17 protein-coding genes are annotated in these 16,348 nt (G+C 46.4%); 15 read left to right on the forward strand and 2 right to left on the reverse strand.

Annotated elements, in window-relative coordinates; genetic code table 11:
- Positions 1 to 216: 216 nt before the first annotated feature.
- On the forward strand, positions 217 to 1,821 hold the full coding sequence (gene pyrG / locus BC8716_RS07840) for a CTP synthase (protein ID WP_094424636.1): 1,605 nt from the start codon (positions 217 to 219) through the stop codon (positions 1,819 to 1,821).
- A 136-nt stretch (positions 1,822 to 1,957) separates the two neighbouring features.
- Here pyrG and BC8716_RS07845 read toward each other — a convergent pair whose 3' ends face one another.
- A complete protein-coding gene (locus BC8716_RS07845; RefSeq protein WP_094424638.1) occupies positions 1,958 to 2,476 on the reverse strand; it encodes a DUF2529 domain-containing protein in 519 nt (172 codons plus the stop codon).
- Positions 2,477 to 2,635: 159 nt separating this feature from the next.
- Between BC8716_RS07845 and BC8716_RS07850 the strand changes: the two genes are divergently transcribed.
- From BC8716_RS07850 to BC8716_RS07890, 9 genes are all read left to right on the forward strand, one after another.
- Positions 2,636 to 2,998, forward strand: coding sequence for a response regulator (locus BC8716_RS07850; protein ID WP_094424640.1), 363 nt, complete (start codon positions 2,636 to 2,638; stop codon positions 2,996 to 2,998).
- Between the two features lie 233 nt (positions 2,999 to 3,231).
- A complete protein-coding gene (fba, locus tag BC8716_RS07855) occupies positions 3,232 to 4,095 on the forward strand; it encodes a class II fructose-1,6-bisphosphate aldolase (RefSeq protein ID WP_094424642.1) in 864 nt (287 codons plus the stop codon).
- A gap of 143 nt (positions 4,096 to 4,238) precedes the next feature.
- Entirely contained in the window at positions 4,239 to 4,889 is a 651-nt protein-coding gene (gene fsa, locus BC8716_RS07860; protein ID WP_094424644.1) for a fructose-6-phosphate aldolase, read from the forward strand.
- Between the two features lie 84 nt (positions 4,890 to 4,973).
- Entirely contained in the window at positions 4,974 to 6,260 is a 1,287-nt protein-coding gene (murA, locus tag BC8716_RS07865) for a UDP-N-acetylglucosamine 1-carboxyvinyltransferase (protein ID WP_094424646.1), read from the forward strand.
- 32 nt (positions 6,261 to 6,292) lie between these two features.
- Positions 6,293 to 7,258: a class II fructose-bisphosphatase gene (gene glpX / locus BC8716_RS07870; RefSeq protein WP_094424648.1), complete on the forward strand. Its 966-nt coding sequence runs from the start codon at positions 6,293 to 6,295 to the stop codon at positions 7,256 to 7,258.
- Positions 7,259 to 7,480: 222 nt separating this feature from the next.
- On the forward strand, positions 7,481 to 8,749 hold the full coding sequence (gene rho / locus BC8716_RS07875) for a transcription termination factor Rho (protein WP_011248713.1): 1,269 nt from the start codon (positions 7,481 to 7,483) through the stop codon (positions 8,747 to 8,749).
- 102 nt (positions 8,750 to 8,851) lie between these two features.
- Entirely contained in the window at positions 8,852 to 9,094 is a 243-nt protein-coding gene (locus tag BC8716_RS07880) for a type B 50S ribosomal protein L31 (RefSeq protein WP_011248712.1), read from the forward strand.
- Positions 9,095 to 9,154: 60 nt separating this feature from the next.
- Positions 9,155 to 9,733, forward strand: a complete 579-nt coding sequence (locus BC8716_RS07885; RefSeq protein WP_062745001.1) for a thymidine kinase — start codon at positions 9,155 to 9,157, stop codon at positions 9,731 to 9,733.
- Between the two features lie 114 nt (positions 9,734 to 9,847).
- Positions 9,848 to 10,270 carry a hypothetical protein gene (locus BC8716_RS07890; RefSeq protein ID WP_094424650.1) on the forward strand — a complete coding sequence of 141 codons (423 nt, stop codon included), beginning with the start codon at positions 9,848 to 9,850 and terminating at the stop codon, positions 10,268 to 10,270.
- A gap of 97 nt (positions 10,271 to 10,367) precedes the next feature.
- Here BC8716_RS07890 and BC8716_RS07895 read toward each other — a convergent pair whose 3' ends face one another.
- Entirely contained in the window at positions 10,368 to 11,687 is a 1,320-nt protein-coding gene (locus BC8716_RS07895; RefSeq protein ID WP_094429198.1) for an FAD-dependent oxidoreductase, read from the reverse strand.
- A 177-nt stretch (positions 11,688 to 11,864) separates the two neighbouring features.
- Here BC8716_RS07895 and prfA point away from each other — a divergent pair, with 177 nt between their 5' ends.
- From prfA to BC8716_RS07920, 5 genes are all read left to right on the forward strand, one after another.
- Complete coding sequence (prfA, locus tag BC8716_RS07900) at positions 11,865 to 12,935, forward strand: peptide chain release factor 1 (RefSeq protein ID WP_094424652.1); 1,071 nt, start codon at positions 11,865 to 11,867, stop codon at positions 12,933 to 12,935.
- Positions 12,935 to 13,801: a peptide chain release factor N(5)-glutamine methyltransferase gene (gene prmC, locus BC8716_RS07905; protein ID WP_094424654.1), complete on the forward strand. Its 867-nt coding sequence runs from the start codon at positions 12,935 to 12,937 to the stop codon at positions 13,799 to 13,801. Before prfA ends, prmC begins: the two co-directional genes overlap by 1 nt.
- An 84-nt stretch (positions 13,802 to 13,885) precedes the next feature.
- Positions 13,886 to 14,515 carry a stage II sporulation protein R gene (gene spoIIR, locus BC8716_RS07910; protein WP_094424656.1) on the forward strand — a complete coding sequence of 210 codons (630 nt, stop codon included), beginning with the start codon at positions 13,886 to 13,888 and terminating at the stop codon, positions 14,513 to 14,515.
- A gap of 54 nt (positions 14,516 to 14,569) precedes the next feature.
- Positions 14,570 to 15,019 carry a hypothetical protein gene (locus tag BC8716_RS07915; RefSeq protein ID WP_094424658.1) on the forward strand — a complete coding sequence of 150 codons (450 nt, stop codon included), beginning with the start codon at positions 14,570 to 14,572 and terminating at the stop codon, positions 15,017 to 15,019.
- Positions 15,020 to 15,239: 220 nt separating this feature from the next.
- On the forward strand, positions 15,240 to 16,268 hold the full coding sequence (locus BC8716_RS07920) for an L-threonylcarbamoyladenylate synthase (protein ID WP_094429199.1): 1,029 nt from the start codon (positions 15,240 to 15,242) through the stop codon (positions 16,266 to 16,268).
- Positions 16,269 to 16,348: the final 80 nt, after the last annotated feature.

A 16,348-nucleotide genomic window follows, 5' to 3' on the forward strand; every position in this document is an offset into this window, starting at 1 on the left:
AATCATTTTTGGGCTTCACATGAGCGTAGATAATGAACATGAATACAAACAAAAGGGGCGCCCCAGCCATGCTGGGTGAGGTGCCGCTTTTGTTTTTTTTATGATAAAGCAAAACGAAATGTTGCATCTTCTAAGTGGTTAGTATTTGCTTGCTAAAAGGCGGCAGAAGAGCAGACATCGTAAGCATCCCCTGACAAATTCAAAGGAGGAGTCAATATGGCAGCGAAGTATATATTTGTGACAGGCGGAGTCGTATCATCACTTGGAAAAGGGATTACGGCAGCATCACTTGGCCGGCTTTTGAAAAACCGCGGCTTAAAAGTGACCATCCAGAAATTTGACCCATACATTAACGTCGACCCTGGGACGATGAGCCCTTACCAGCACGGAGAAGTGTTTGTTACAGACGACGGTGCCGAGACGGACCTCGATCTAGGCCATTACGAGCGTTTTATTGATATTAATTTAAGCCAGAATTCAAACATTACAACAGGGCGCGTGTATTCGACTGTTTTGAAAAAAGAACGCCGTGGCGATTATCTTGGCGGAACGGTTCAAGTTATTCCCCATGTTACCAATGAAATAAAAGAGCGTGTTTTCCGGGCAGGACGGGAAACAGGGGCGGACGTTGTAATTACCGAAATAGGCGGGACCGTTGGCGATATTGAAAGTCTGCCTTTCTTAGAAGCGATTCGCCAAATTAAAAGCGATGTCGGTATGGAAAATGTTTTGTATTTGCATTGTACGTTGATTCCTTACTTGAAAGCAGCGGGGGAAATGAAGTCAAAACCGACGCAGCATTCGGTTAAAGAATTGCGTTCTCTTGGGATTCAACCGAATGTCATTGTCGTACGTACAGAGCGGAAAGTGCCGCAAGATATGAAGGACAAAATTGCGTTATTTTGCGACATCAAAAAGGAAGCTGTCATCGAAGCATGGGATGCTGACACGCTTTATCAAGTACCCCTTGATTTGCAAGCGCAAAACCTTGACCAAATTGTATGCGACCATTTGCAGCTAAACTGCCCTGAAGCAAACATGACGGAGTGGAAAGAACTTGTTAACCGGGTGAGCAACCTTTCTAAAAAAGTACGGATTGCGATTGTCGGAAAATACGTTGAGCTTCAAGATGCCTACTTGTCTGTTGCCGAGGCATTGCGCCATGCAGGCTATCATGTCGATGCCGATATTGACATTGATTGGGTGTATGCGGAGCAAGTGAATGATGAAAATGTCGATGAGCTATTAAACAAAGCAGACGGCATTCTTGTGCCAGGTGGATTCGGTGATCGCGGCATAGAAGGGAAAATTACTGCTATTCGTTATGCCCGGGAAAATAAAGTTCCGTTTCTCGGCATTTGCCTTGGCATGCAGCTTGCTTCTGTAGAGTTTGCGCGTACGGTCCTCGGTTTGGAAGGGGCCAACTCTGCTGAATTAAATCCACAAACGCCTTACCCAATCATCGATTTGCTGCCAGAGCAAAAAGACGTTGAAGACTTGGGTGGAACACTTCGTTTAGGGCTGTACCCTTGCAAACTCCAAGAAGGTACTGCAGCTCGTGCAGCGTATGGCGAAGAAGTCGTCTACGAACGCCACCGCCATCGCTATGAATTTAACAATGAATACCGGGAACAAATGGAGAAAGCAGGTTTTGTCTTTTCAGGGACAAGCCCTGACGGACGTTTAGTAGAAGTGATCGAGGTGACGGACCATCCGTTCTTTGTGGCGAGCCAATTCCATCCAGAATTTGTTTCCCGTCCAACTCGTCCGCAACCGCTCTTCCGTGAATTTGTTCGTAACTCACTTGCAGCACAAGCTTAGTCGTCTAATTGATCGTTGTTAGATGGAGAGTGAGAATGGGAATGATCGAAGAAATGGCTGACATATACGAGAGCGTTTGTCTACAATAGGAGGATTGGCCACATGGCCAATCCTCTTTTTTATGGAACTGCGTGAATCAGCGGTATTCTTCAAGAATGTCATGGATAACAAACTTGATCCCTTGGTACACGTAAAGGCCGGCAATGACCCCTGGATGACCAATACGGTTTCCCGTTTCATCAGGGACGAGCCCCCCTTTAACGCCAGTATCTAGAAACAAATGAGGCGGAGCAAGGCTTGCTGTGCTGGAGGCGTGTCGTGAAGAAACGACAACAGCTGCTATTCCAGCTTGTTCGCAGGCTTTGAGAGCTGCTTGCACGCCCTCGTGGTCGAGGCTTGGCGCAAACAGCAGGCACCGATCTTGTCCAGACAGCGTGCCGTCTTTAGGGAAAGGGGCAGCCCTAGGCATTGTTTCATAACCTGTAAAAGCAGCCAATTCGATCGCTTCCATTTCCGCGAACCCCTTTATATAAACGTTCCCCTGTGCGATAATGGCTTGTGCAAGCAGGCGCCCGGCGTCTTCAAGGTGCTCCTCTTGCGTTTCATTGATTGATTTGATTAAGCCGAATAGCTGTGTGGAGAATATTTTCAGCATGAATGGCCTCCTAAGTTAGAGCATACGTTTTTCGCGCTTTTGTTTTCATTTTATTGACCAATTTCGCAGATTGCAAATAAATTAGAGGAAAAAGCGCGAAATAACGCGAATCAATAACAAAAAAGAAGAATCCTCAGAAACCAATGAAGGGGGCACAGTATGAGTCATAAAGTGCTTATAGTTGATGATCAATTCGGGATACGCGTGTTACTGACAGAAGTATTGCAAAAAGACGGTTACGAATTGTTTCAAGCTGCGAGCGGGAAAGAAGCATTGGCGATCCAGGAGGAAGAGGAAATCGACATTGTCTTGTTAGACATGAAAATTCCAGGAATGGATGGCATTGAAATTTTAAAGAAACTAAAAGAAAGGCAACCAGGGATTAAAGTCATTATGATGACAGCATATGGCGAACTAAATTTAGTAAACGAAGCGATGGATCATGGCGCGGTGAGCTACATGGCTAAACCATTTGACATTCAAGAAGTCCGGGCAACGATTCGGGACAATCTCCAAGCCTAGGAACGTATATATTGGTATCGCTTACTTTTAAAATCCATTTCTTTCTTAAGTCAATTTTAAAGAACTTATGCTATAATGGAGGCGACCTAAGGATTGCGGCATAGGCGTGGGCTTGATTTTGGCCCGTTTTTATTGGCCGGAATACATAACTTCTTCCGGAAGAGGTTAGCTTAGAAAGAGATTGCTTTATATGATCGACCACCCCTATGCAGACGAATTTAAGGAGGACAACCATGCCTTTAGTATCTATGAAAGAAATGCTGAACAAAGCAAAAGCAGAAAAGTATGCGGTCGGGCAGTTTAATGTGAACAACCTAGAATTTACGCAAGCGATTTTGCAGGCGGCAGAAGAGGAAAAATCACCAGTCATTCTTGGTGTATCTGAAGGGGCCGCTCGTTACATGGGCGGTTTTAAAACCGTCGTTGGATTGGCAAAGAATTTAATGGAAGAATACAACGTAACAGTGCCTGTTGCTATTCACCTTGACCACGGTTCAAGCTTTGAAAAATGCGTGGAAGCGATCTATGCTGGCTTTACGTCTGTCATGATCGATGGTTCTCATTACCCATTGGAAGAAAATATTGCCCTTACGAAAAAAGTAGTCGACGTTGCCCACGCCCTTGGCGTATCAGTTGAAGCAGAACTTGGCCGAATTGGCGGTCAGGAAGACGACTTGGTTGTCGACGATGCAGAAGCTGCTTATGCAATTCCAGAAGAGTGTAAAGAGCTTGTTGAAGCAACAGGCGTAGATTGCTTCGCGCCTGCACTTGGCTCTGTCCACGGCCCTTACAAAGGCGAACCAAATCTTGGATTTGACCATATGAAGAAAATTGACAGCCTTGTTGGCATTCCTCTTGTCCTTCACGGCGGCACAGGCATTCCAACAAAAGACATTCAAAAAGCGATTGAGTTTGGCCACGCCAAAATCAACGTTAACACAGAAAACCAAATTGCTTCTGCCAAGGCAGTCCGGGAAACGCTTGACGCCAAACCGGAACTGTATGATCCGCGTAAATACCTTGGCCCAGCTAGGGACGCCATTAAAGCAACTGTCATTGGCAAGATGAGAGAATTCGGTTCTTCGAACAAAGCGTAACAATCCGAATAAAAGCAGTCGCAGGGACTGCTTTTATTCTCATTTTTGATTGTAACCGTTTTTTTATTATGACCTAGCCAAATCATCCACTACTTAGCACATAAAAAGAGTATGATCGTTTTTAATAAGGAGGCTTTACCAAGATGAAATTCTTCGTAGATACAGCAAATATAAATGAAATTAAGGAAGCAAATGAACTTGGTATTTTAGATGGAGTAACGACTAACCCTTCGCTCGTCGCAAAGGAAGGCGTTGATTTCCATGAACGCATTGCCGAAATTGCTAAGCTCGTTCCAGGAAGCGTTAGCGCAGAAGTGATCTCCTTGGATGCGGAAGGCATGATTGAAGAAGGGAAAACGCTTGCCGCCATTTCCGAAAATATTACGGTTAAAGTACCAATGACAGTGGACGGCTTGAAGGCGGTTAAAGCGTTTGCTGAACTAGGCATTAAAACGAATGTAACGTTGATTTTTTCAGTGCCACAAGCTTTGCTTGCTGCCCGTGCTGGCGCTACATACGTTTCGCCATTTTTAGGGCGTCTAGACGACATCGGCCATGATGGATTGCAGTTAATCTCTGATATTGCCGATATCTTTTCAACTCACGGGCTGCCAACGCAAATTATTGCCGCATCTGTTCGCCACCCTGTCCATGTGAGCGAAGCTGCAAAACGTGGGGCCCATATTGCGACTATTCCATTGAACGTCATTAAACAGTTGACAGGGCATCCCCTTACAGACAAAGGGATTGAAAAATTTCTAGCAGATTGGAACAAACAGAATGTCGAAAAATAAGGAAACTCGTACTTTTTTAGCGGACTCTGGCTATACTGGATAAAGATGTGTGCGTTTGATCCAGTAAAAAAGGAAGGGATTGCAATGCAAAAGCTTTTGATTGAAGGCGGCCATACATTAGAAGGCACGGTGTCGATCAGCGGCGCTAAAAACAGCGCTGTCGCCCTTATACCTGCGGCGATATTGGCAGACAGCGCTGTTGTCATTGATAACTTACCAGCCATTTCAGATGTAGACTTGTTGGCAGAGCTTCTTCGCGAAATTGGTGGGGACGTTGATTTAGGCAATCAAACAATGACCATACATCCGGAAAAGATGGTAGCGATGCCGCTTCCTAATGGCAGAGTAAAAAAGCTGCGGGCTTCGTATTACTTAATGGGCGCGATGCTCGGCAAATTCAAAAAAGCAGTTATTGGCTTACCTGGCGGTTGCAATTTAGGCCCAAGGCCAATTGACCAGCATATTAAAGGATTTGAGGCGCTTGGCGCACAAGTAACGAATGAGCAAGGCGCGATTTATTTGCGTGCTGATGAGCTTCGAGGCGCAAAAATTTATTTGGACGTCGTCAGCGTAGGGGCGACGATTAACATCATGCTTGCTGCCGTTCGGGCGAAGGGCCGAACGATCATTGAGAACGCGGCAAAGGAACCAGAGATTATTGATGTGGCGACGCTGCTTACGAGTATGGGAGCAAAAATAAAAGGGGCAGGGACAAATGTGATTCGAATTGACGGTGTCGATCATTTGCAAGGATGCCGCCACTCGATTATCCCTGACCGGATTGAAGCAGGTACGTACATGATTATGGCGGCGGCTATGGGCCGGCGTGTCCACATTGACAATGTAATCCCGACACATCTTGAGTCTGTTACGGCCAAATTGCGGGAAATGGGAACGACGGTCGAAGAGTACGATGACCAGTTGATCATTAGTGGCTTGGACGCCAAAAAAGGTGTTGATATAAAAACACTTGTATATCCAGGCTTTCCGACTGATTTGCAGCAGCCATTTACAAGCTTGTTAACGAGCGCAGAAGGCACAAGCATTGTAACAGATACCATTTACGATGCCCGTTTTAAGCATGTCGATGAGCTAAGACGCATGGGGGCAAGCGTTAAAGTAGAAGGGCGTTCTTCGATTGTGAATGGCAAGTCGCCTTTGCAAGGGGCGAAAGTCAAGGCAAGCGACTTGCGCGCCGGAGCGGCATTAGTCATTGCCGGATTAATGGCTGAAGGCATTACCGAAGTATCAGGCCTTGAGCATATTGACCGAGGTTATGAACATCTCGAAACGAAGTTGACTAGACTAGGCGCTAAAGTATGGCGGGAAGAGCTGACAGAGGAAGAGCTTGAGCAAGTCAAGCAATCATAACGATTTTTGCTCAAAATGCGGGGGGAGATAGAGTGGAACGTAGTTTATCAATGGAGCTTGTCCGAGTAACTGAAGCAGCAGCGCTAGCTTCTGGTCGTTGGATGGGCCTTGGCAATAAGGAAGAAGCTGACCGTGCGGCTACGGAAGCGATGCGCGATGTGTTTGACACGATCCCCATGAAAGGAACAGTCGTAATTGGGGAAGGGGAAATGGATGAGGCGCCGATGCTTTATATTGGCGAAAAGCTCGGCAATGGCTATGGTCCACGTGTGGACGTGGCCGTCGATCCTTTAGAAGGGACAAACATTGTCGCATACGGGCAATGGAACGCACTGGCCGTTCTTGCTGTCGCTGACCATGGCCATTTGCTTCATGCGCCTGATATGTATATGGATAAGCTTGCAGTAGGGCCAGAGGCTGTTGGGAATGTCGATATCGATGCCCCGGTAATCGATAATTTAAAAGCGGTGGCCAAAGCTAAGAACAAAGACGTAGAAGACCTTGTCGTTGTCATTTTAAACCGCAAGCGCCACGAAAAGCTTATTCATGAAGTGCGCGAAGCAGGGGCCCGCATCAAATTGTTGCCTGACGGAGATGTGGCGGCTGCAGTTAATACCGGTTTTGACGATACAGGCGTCGATTTGCTAATGGGTTCTGGCGGCGCCCCTGAAGGTGTCCTTGCAGCGGCAGGGTTGAAATGCCTTGGCGGTGATTTTCAAGGAAGGCTCTTGCCCCAATCGGATATAGAACTTGAGCGCTGCAAACAAATGGGCATTGAGGATACGAGCAAGCTGTTCCGCATGGAAGACTTGGTGAGCGGCGATGATTGCATATTTGCGGCAACTGGTGTAACAGACGGTGAATTGCTGACAGGCGTGCGCTACAAAGGGACAAAAGCGATTACACAGTCGTTAGTCATGCGAGCAAAATCAGGAACTGTACGCTTCGTTGATGGCACGCATAGCATGAAAAAGAAGCCGAAACTCGTCATTCGCTAACATTATAAAAGGGAAGGGCGCGATTCTTCCCTTTTTTGATTGATTATTTTCAGCAACTATGGTTAAAATAGGATTTAGCAAGCCTTTATCCCTTCTTGTTTAAGATGTACTCTCCATAGACCTTCCTTATGTTTATCCAATCGTAGTGGAATACAAAAAAACAGCATTATAGGCGGGCGCTTTCTGCCTTATTTTATTTACAAAAAAGTGTGGTGGCCTTATATGAGCTTAAACATTGCTGATTTAGAGAGCATGACATTGAAAGAATTATATGAACACGCAAAAGCGTTTAAAGTCTCTTATTACAGCAAACTAACAAAACGAGAATTGATTTTTGCTATTTTAAAAGGGCAAGCAGAACAAGATGGGCTTTTGTTTATGGAAGGTGTCCTTGAAATTATCCAAAGCGAAGGTTTTGGTTTCTTGCGCCCAATCAATTATTTGCCGAGCACAGAAGACATTTATATTTCTGCTTCGCAAATCCGCCGGTTTGACTTGCGTAATGGCGACAAAGTTTCTGGGAAGGTCAGACCTCCAAAGGACAATGAGCGCTACCATGGCTTGCTCCATGTTGAGGCGGTCAATGGAGAAGCCCCAGAGACATCCCGTGAACGTCCCCACTTCCCTGCGCTCACACCTCTTTATCCTGAACAAAAAATTGACCTTGAGTCAAAGCCGGGACGAATTTCTTCACGCATTATTGATATGGTTTCGCCAGTCGGATTTGGCCAACGTGGCTTAATTGTCGCCCCGCCAAAAGCAGGCAAAACCTCTCTAATGAAAGAAGTCGCAAATAGCATTGCCGAAAAGCATCCCCATGTGGAATTAATCGTATTGCTAATTGATGAACGCCCAGAAGAAGTAACCGATATGGAACGCTCCATTGATGGTGAAGTGGTCAGTTCAACGTTTGATGAAGTCCCAGAAAACCATATTAAAGTAGCAGAGCTTGTCCTTGAACGGGCAATGCGCTTAGTCGAACATAAAAAAGATGTGGTCATTCTTATGGACTCGATTACTCGGTTGGCACGGGCCTATAACCTTGTCATCCCACCGAGTGGTCGCACACTCTCAGGCGGCATTGACCCTGCCGCGTTTCACCGTCCGAAGCGTTTCTTTGGTGCAGCGCGCAACATTGAGGAAGGCGGCAGCCTGACGATATTAGCGACTGCCCTTGTTGAAACGGGTTCACGGATGGACGATGTGATTTATGAAGAGTTTAAAGGGACAGGCAATATGGAACTGCATCTTGACCGCCGCCTAGCTGAACGCCGCATCTTCCCGGCAATTGACATCCGCCGTTCAGGAACACGGAAAGAAGAGCTGTTAATGCCGAAGTCGCAGTTAGACAAATTATGGACGATTCGTAAAACAATGAATGAGTCTGCTGATTTTACAGACCAGTTCATCCGCCGCGTTAAAGAAACAAAAACAAATATTGAATTCTTTGAGGCAATGGAATCGGAAATGGCAGGAAAAAAGCGGAATTGACTTGGACAAACTTTAGGTTGCAAACGGTCTGTTGACTTGATATAATTTCGATTATGTGAGAACTCTGTTTCGAAGAGATTCAGGGCAAAAGGAGATGAAATCATGAAACCAGAAATCCATCCAACTTACCAAAAAGTTGTATTTATGGATACAAGCACGGGCTTTAAATTTTTGACTGGTTCGACTCGCGGTTCTAGCGAAACGATCGAATGGGAAGACGGCAATACGTATCCATTGATTAAAGTCGAAATTTCTTCGGATTCGCACCCATTCTATACAGGCAAGCAAAAACTTGCCGACGCAGGTGGCCGTGTCGATCGCTTCAAAAAGAAATACAATCTTTAATAAGAAAAACGCGTGATCATCAGGCAAGAGTCTCTTGCCTGTTTTTTTATGGAGGGGCTTATGGCACAGCTTTTTTTTAAGTATGGCGCAATGAACAGCGGAAAGTCGATTGAGATTTTAAAAGTGGCCAACAATTACGAGGAACAAAAAAAGCCAGTTTTGATTTTTACATCAGGAATGGATACACGGGATGAAGTCGGCTATGTGTCCAGCCGTGTCGGCCTTCGTCGCCGGGCGGTGCCAGTATTCGATGACACAAATATTTTTGACTATGTTGAAAGCTGCCCACAAAAGCCGTACTGTGTATTAATCGATGAAGTGCAGTTTCTAACAAAAGCGCATGTCCTCCAACTGGCCAATATTGTCGATACATTAGACATTCCGGTAATGGGTTTTGGCTTAAAAAATGATTTTCGCAACGAGTTATTTGAAGGAAGCAAATACATGCTTCTGTATGCAGATAAAATTGAAGAAATGAAAACGATTTGCTGGTTTTGCCATAAAAAAGCAATCATGAATTTGCGTGTAGACGAGCAAGGCAAGCCGATTTATGATGGAGAACAAATTCAAATTGGCGGCAACGAAACGTACTATCCAGTTTGTCGCAAATGCCATCAACACCCGCCTTTGAATGTGTAATCACGCCCTAGTTGAGCAAGATGAAAATCGTCCTAAAAAATGAATGTCTTTTTGTGGGCGTGGGACCCTAGTGATGCACGCTTTTTTTTAGAAGCTGCACAAAGGGGGAGACGGATGAAGTCGGCAACAGCAGGGATCGCAATCGCTCTTCTGCTCGCTGGATGTTCAAACGCCAATTTTAGCTCACAGCACATCCAGCATGACAAACATTACGGACAAGGTGCTTTTGGTCCAGGACCACTTAATTTTGAGCATATGAAACATGAAACGTATGATCCGCGCCTAACGAATATTGGCACAAGCTATCGAGACGCAAGTGTGCCTCACCGTACGCTCGCCGACGATGCTGCGCAAGTGGAAGGCATCGTTGAGAGCCAAGGATTCCGTTCTGGCGCCGCGATTGTCAACGGCGGCGATGTTTACGTAAAAGCGTACCCGCCACCATCCTGGAGCAAAGAACAGACGAGCAAGAGGATGGAGAAACTCAAACGTGCATTTGAGGCAGAAATCCCTCGCTATCAAGTCCATGTCCGTTAAAAAGGAGCGCAAAGCCATTGGCTTTGCGCTTTTCAGGCTGTAGCAAAACGCTCGCATCCTCCTCGGCTGACAAGCGTTTTCTATTAGCGTGATTTTTTTATGGCCGGCGCCTAGCTGTTTGTTGCAACGGGTCCCATACACTGTTAAAAGGAGGGGAATAGCCTAAATCAAGTTCTTCGAGATCTTGCATTGTCATGCCATGGTACAATGCGGTCGCAAGGACATCGCAGCGTTTGTCGACGCCTTTTGTCCCGATGAACTGGCCGCCTAGGACGACGCCTGTTTCTGCATGGAACTGAAGGCGTATATGGAGCGTTTCGTTTGTTGGATAGTAGCCAGCAACATGGGGAAGCTTGGCTTGCACACATTTGTAAGGATAGCCGATTTCCTCGATTTCACGGGAAGACAAACCAGTACGTGCGAGCGCTAAGTCAAAAAACTGGTAAATTTGCGTGCCGACAATTCCCATGAAAACGCGGGGGTTCCCGCACATGGTCAGGCCGGCGATCCGCCCTTGCTTATTGGCATGCGTACCAAGAGGGTAATACATGTCTTTGTTGATCAGACGGTGGTACTGCGTTGCACAATCGCCTGCTGCATAAACGTCAGGCACGTTTGTTTCCATATAGCGGTTTACACGAATGGCGCCGTTGTTGTTGAGGTGAACATCGGTGTCTCGCAAAAAGTCGGTATTTGGGCGAACGCCGACAGCGACAATGACGATGTCAGTGGGACATTCAGTCAAGTTGGTGCGGATGCCAGTGACATGGCCGTCTTTGTTGCCGCTAAAGCCAATGATTTCGTGGTTCAACTCAAGCTCTATTCCTTCATCAATGGCTTTCTCATGAATATAATCCGCCATTTCCTTATCAAAATTCATCGCTAGCCGCTTGGCCCGTTCCAAAATCCTCACATGGTGGTTCGCTTTAGCGAGATTTTCAGCCACTTCCAGCCCAATCGAACCGCCGCCGATTACGGTTACGGTTTTCTTTTCCGTACCGAGGGCAGCAATTATTTTTTTAGCATCTGGAATGGTTTTTAACGTATAAATTCCTTTTAAATCGCGGTTTTCCCAGTCTGGAATGAAAGGGCTCGCACCTGAGGCAATTAACAGTTTGTCGTAAGGAAGGCAAAAACCATCCCCGGAAACCGTTTTTTGTTTCGTATCAACCGCCTTTACCTCATGGTTAATGCGGGCATCGATACCGTGTTTCAGGCGATACGTATCGGCATCACGGGCGATAAGTTTGCGATCTGATTCAATTTCGCCGCCGATCCAGTAGGGCAAGCCACACTGGGCGTACGAATAATGTTCGCCTTTTTCCAATACAGTAATATCGGCCTGTGCATCTTTACGAACGAGCTGCATGGCTGCGCTCATTCCAGCTGCATCGCCGCCGATGATCATATACTTCACATGAATCCCGCCTTTTCTATGCATGGTTTTAATGAAAACGGCCTTTTGGACAAAGTACAAATAGTATTCCCGCAAACGGAATGAACAAACCGCGTTGTCCCTTAGCTAGATTGACCGTTAATGAAGGCGTATACTATAATGGGGAAGGAGTGCCGCAATGAAGAATGAGGTGACGTCGTGTTAGAACGATTGCAAGCAGTAGAAGATCGTTATGAGTACTTAAACGAGCAATTAAGCGATCCAAATGTGATTAGCAATGCAACAAAATTAAGAGAATACTCAAAAGAACAAGCACAAATAGAAGAAACTGTACAAACGTACCGAGAATATAAACAAGTCACAGAACAATTGGCAGATGCAAAAGCGATGCTCGAAGAAAAGCTCGATGATGACATGTATCAAATGGTAAAAGAAGAGCTGGATGAGCTGAGCGAGCGAAAGGCCGAATTGGAAGAACGCCTGAAAATTTTATTGTTGCCAAAAGACCCGAATGATGACAAAAACGTAATCGTCGAAATTCGCGGTGCTGCAGGTGGCGATGAGGCACAGCTTTTTGCGGCTGATCTTTACAAAATGTACCACCGCTATGCAGAAATGCAGGGCTGGAAAACAGAAGTCATTGAAGCCCACGCGACTGAGCTTGGCGGCTACAAAGAAATTATCTTTATGGTCAATGGCAGCGGCGCTTATTCAAAGCTTAAATACGAAAATGGCGCGCACCGCGTACAGCGGGTGCCGCAAACAGAATCAGGCGGCCGCATCCATACATCGACGGCGACGGTGGCCGTGCTTCCAGAAGCAGAAGAAGTGGAAATTGACATTCACGAAAAAGATATCCGCGTTGATACATTTGCATCGAGCGGTCCAGGAGGGCAAAGTGTCAATACGACAATGTCCGCCGTTCGGTTAACCCATTTGCCGACAAATACAGTTGTTTCATGCCAAGATGAAAAATCGCAAATTAAAAACAAAGAAAAAGCGATGAAAGTCCTCCGCGCCCGCATTTTTGACAAAGTTCAACAAGAAGCGCAAGCAGAATACGCTGAGTCCCGCAAACTTGCCGTCGGTACAGGCGACCGCTCAGAGCGAATCCGTACGTATAATTTTCCCCAAAGCCGTGTAACGGACCACCGCATCGGTTTAACGCTGCAGAAACTTGAGCAAATTTTGCAAGGCAAGCTTGATGAAATCATTGATGCTCTTGTAGTTGCCGAGCAATCAGAAGCAATGAAAAAGGCAGAGGAATAATGGCGATTACGATTCACGAAGCTCTTCGTTGGGCTTCGTCTTTTTTGCAGGAAAACGGAGTTGAACCTACAGCAGGGGAATGGCTGTTGCGGCACCATGGGAAAATGGAACGGGCCAAGCTATTGGCAAGCTTAAGAGACCCCCTTCCAGAATCAGTTTGGCAAGCATTTAAACAAGATGTGGCCGTCATTGCTTCAGGGGTTCCTGTCCAGCACGTAATCGGCTACGAACAATTTTATGGGCGGACGTTTCTCGTTAATGGCAACGTCCTTATTCCCCGCCCAGAAACAGAAGAACTTGTCGCGCTCGTACTTAATAAATTAAAGCCTGGCCCCCAAGCCATCCTTGATGTCGGCACGGGCAGTGGGGCGATTGCACTCACGTTAAAGCTAGAGCGACCCGATTGCCATGTAACCGCGACTGATATTTCCGAGAAAGCGCTAGACGTTGCCCGGGAAAATGCCGAGCAATTCGGTGCCGACATAACGTTTGCCAAAGGCGATTTACTAGCGCCAGTAGCAGGAGCGGTGTTTGATGTCATTGTGTCCAATCCGCCCTACATTCCTTATCGTGATCGGGACAGCCTTGCGGTCCATGTGCGTGAGTTCGAACCGGAAATGGCACTGTTTGCCGAAGAAGATGGGCTATTGTTTTATCGACGGCTGGCGGAAGAAGTACCCACTTGCATCCATCCGCGCTCATTAATCGCAGTCGAAATTGGCGCTGGCCAAGGCGAAGCCGTTCAAGCGTTGTTTGCTGCCGCGTTTCCCTTTGCTGACATAAACATTGTCTATGACATAAACGGGAAAGACCGGATTGTGTTTGTTTCTGGCAATCTGGGACGGCAAGGTCATAATGTCGATTAGCGATCTTCTGTTTTTGTCGAATGATTTTGTGTTTAAAACGGTCCTTTCCTGACCAACCTTGGTAAGGAAAGGACGGTGCAATCAATGAAACCAAGAGCTATTATGTATCTATTAATCTCTTTATTTGTAGGTTTAATGAGTTGGGAAGCACAGAACGCACAGGCGGAAGGCGCCTATCATGGACAAGTTTCAGCGGATGATGCTATCCGCTTACGGATATTAGCCAATAGCGACTCGATTGCCGATCAAGCACTAAAACGGGAAATTCGTGACGAAGTAAATGCCGCTATCGGGGAATGGATCGGGGAAATGGCAACGATGGAGGAAGCTGTCGCTGAAATTGCTTTACGTGTTCCTGAGCTTGAAGCGATCGTAGCAGAGCAGCTAGCAGCAAAAGGCATCGACCAAGACTATTCCGTTGCGTTTGATAAAGAGGTTGCCTTTCCAACGAAGCTGTACGGAAACATGGTATACCCTGCTGGACTGTACCATGCCGTCCTTATTACGTTAGGGAAAGGCCAAGGCGAAAATTGGTGGTGTGTGCTGTTTCCGCCATTATGCTTTTTAGACATGGATAACGGCGAAGCGACCAATACAGCAGCAGAAGGTAGCAATAGCGAACAAGACAGCGGCACCGAGGAAACTGCCGAAGTGGAAACATCATTTTTCTTTGTAGAATGGTTTGAATCGATTTGGGATCGGTTATTTGCCTAATAGGCATATTTGTACAAGCCCTCTCATAGGATGAAGTAAAAGGAGGGGGCGGAGATGGCTTTTACCGTTCGAAAAATGGAAGAAACAGACCTGCTGGCTGTTCAGGCATTATTTGCCCGGATGCAAACAAAACAACCAGTAACGTTAGAAGACCCATTGATTGTCGTAGAAAATGACGCAGGCGAATTGATTGCAACAGTAGGCCTGGAAAAAGCCAACATCTACGGTTTGCTCCGGACAATGGTCATGGACAGCGCAAAAATGAGTTCAAGTGCGTTGGTTGAATTTATCCAAATGGCGCTAGCCTATGCGCAAACAGAAGGAGTAGAAACCGTGTTTGCTGCCAGTCAAGGCAACGCCACATTATTTGAACTGCTCGGCTTTAAACGTCAAGAAACCGATGCTATCCCAAATGAAATAAAAGAAATCGAGCACTATCAAACGGTAGTGGAACAGGATGGCGTTTCCATCTGGGCTTATGGTTGTTCGCCTTTTTCTTCCTAACTGTGGATTTGTGGATAATGATTGTGAATAGTTGAGTCAAAGAAAACAAAAATAGCGCTCTATTAACTTATGAACAGGTTATCCACAGGTGTGGGTAACCTGTTTTCGACGGCTGGCATTCTGTTTTGATAAATGAGACTATAAGGGATAACCATTGACATTAAAGGATTTTTTCGATTTGATTAATGTGGATGGAAAAGCGAGAGGAAGGCGAACACGAGTGAATTATAAACAGACGAAACGATGGATTGTGGATAAAGGACATGATTCAGGCGAACAAACCGAGATGATTCAAGAAGCAGCTATGTGGATAAAACAAAATAAGCTGATTGCTTTCCCAACCGAAACGGTCTATGGGCTTGGCGCCAATGCCCTCTCATACGAGGCGGTCGCACAAATATTCGCAGCAAAAGGGCGCCCTAGCGATAATCCACTGATTGTCCATATTGGCGACAACAGCCAGTTGGACAAGCTGGTCAAATCGATTCCGGCAAACGCCAGCAAACTCATGGCAGCTTTTTGGCCAGGAGCGTTAACATTGATTTTAGAGGCCAAAGAAGCCATTGCTGAAAATGTAACAGCCGGACTATCAACTGTCGGTGTTCGCATGCCTTCCCATCCCGTTGCTTTAAAGTTGTTACAGGAATGTGGGCTGCCCGTTGCAGCTCCGAGCGCCAATGTGTCTGGCCGTCCTTCACCGACAACGGCGGCACATGTAATCGCCGATTTAGACGGCAAAATTGACGGAATCGTCGATGGCGGAGCGACGGGCATTGGCCTTGAGTCAACTGTTCTGGATGTATCGAAACCGACACCCATGCTTTACCGACCAGGCGGCGTGTCTGTTGAAGAAATTGAAGCGGTCATCGGCAAGATCGACATTGACCCGGCTTTGGGAACGACACATAGTGCTCCAAAATCGCCGGGGATGAAATATACCCATTATGCACCAAATGCAGAAGTAACGCTCGTCGACAGTGACGACACAATCCATCATTTAGTGGCGGAAGCGAGAAAAGAAGGGCGAAAAGTCGCTGTGTTCGCAACGACGGGAACGGCCGATTATAAAGCGGATATTGTTCGCCGAGGCGAGTCGCTTGAGCATATCGCCCATATTTTGTATGGCGTTCTTCGCGAATTTGATGAGCAAGGAGCAGACGTCATTTATGTGAAAACTGTTCCTACTGAGGGAGTCGGCCGTGCGATTATGAACAGGCTCGAAAAAGCGGCAGGCGGCAAAAGGGTGTAGCGTTTATGTGTTGATATGCCTTTGTCGGCTAAATAGACTGTTTACTGACTACCGCTTATGGTATGATCAGGAAAAGCGTG

Origin of the sequence: Shouchella clausii (genome assembly GCF_002250115.1) — a bacterium.
Taxonomy (GTDB): domain Bacteria; phylum Bacillota; class Bacilli; order Bacillales; family Bacillaceae_D; genus Shouchella; species Shouchella clausii.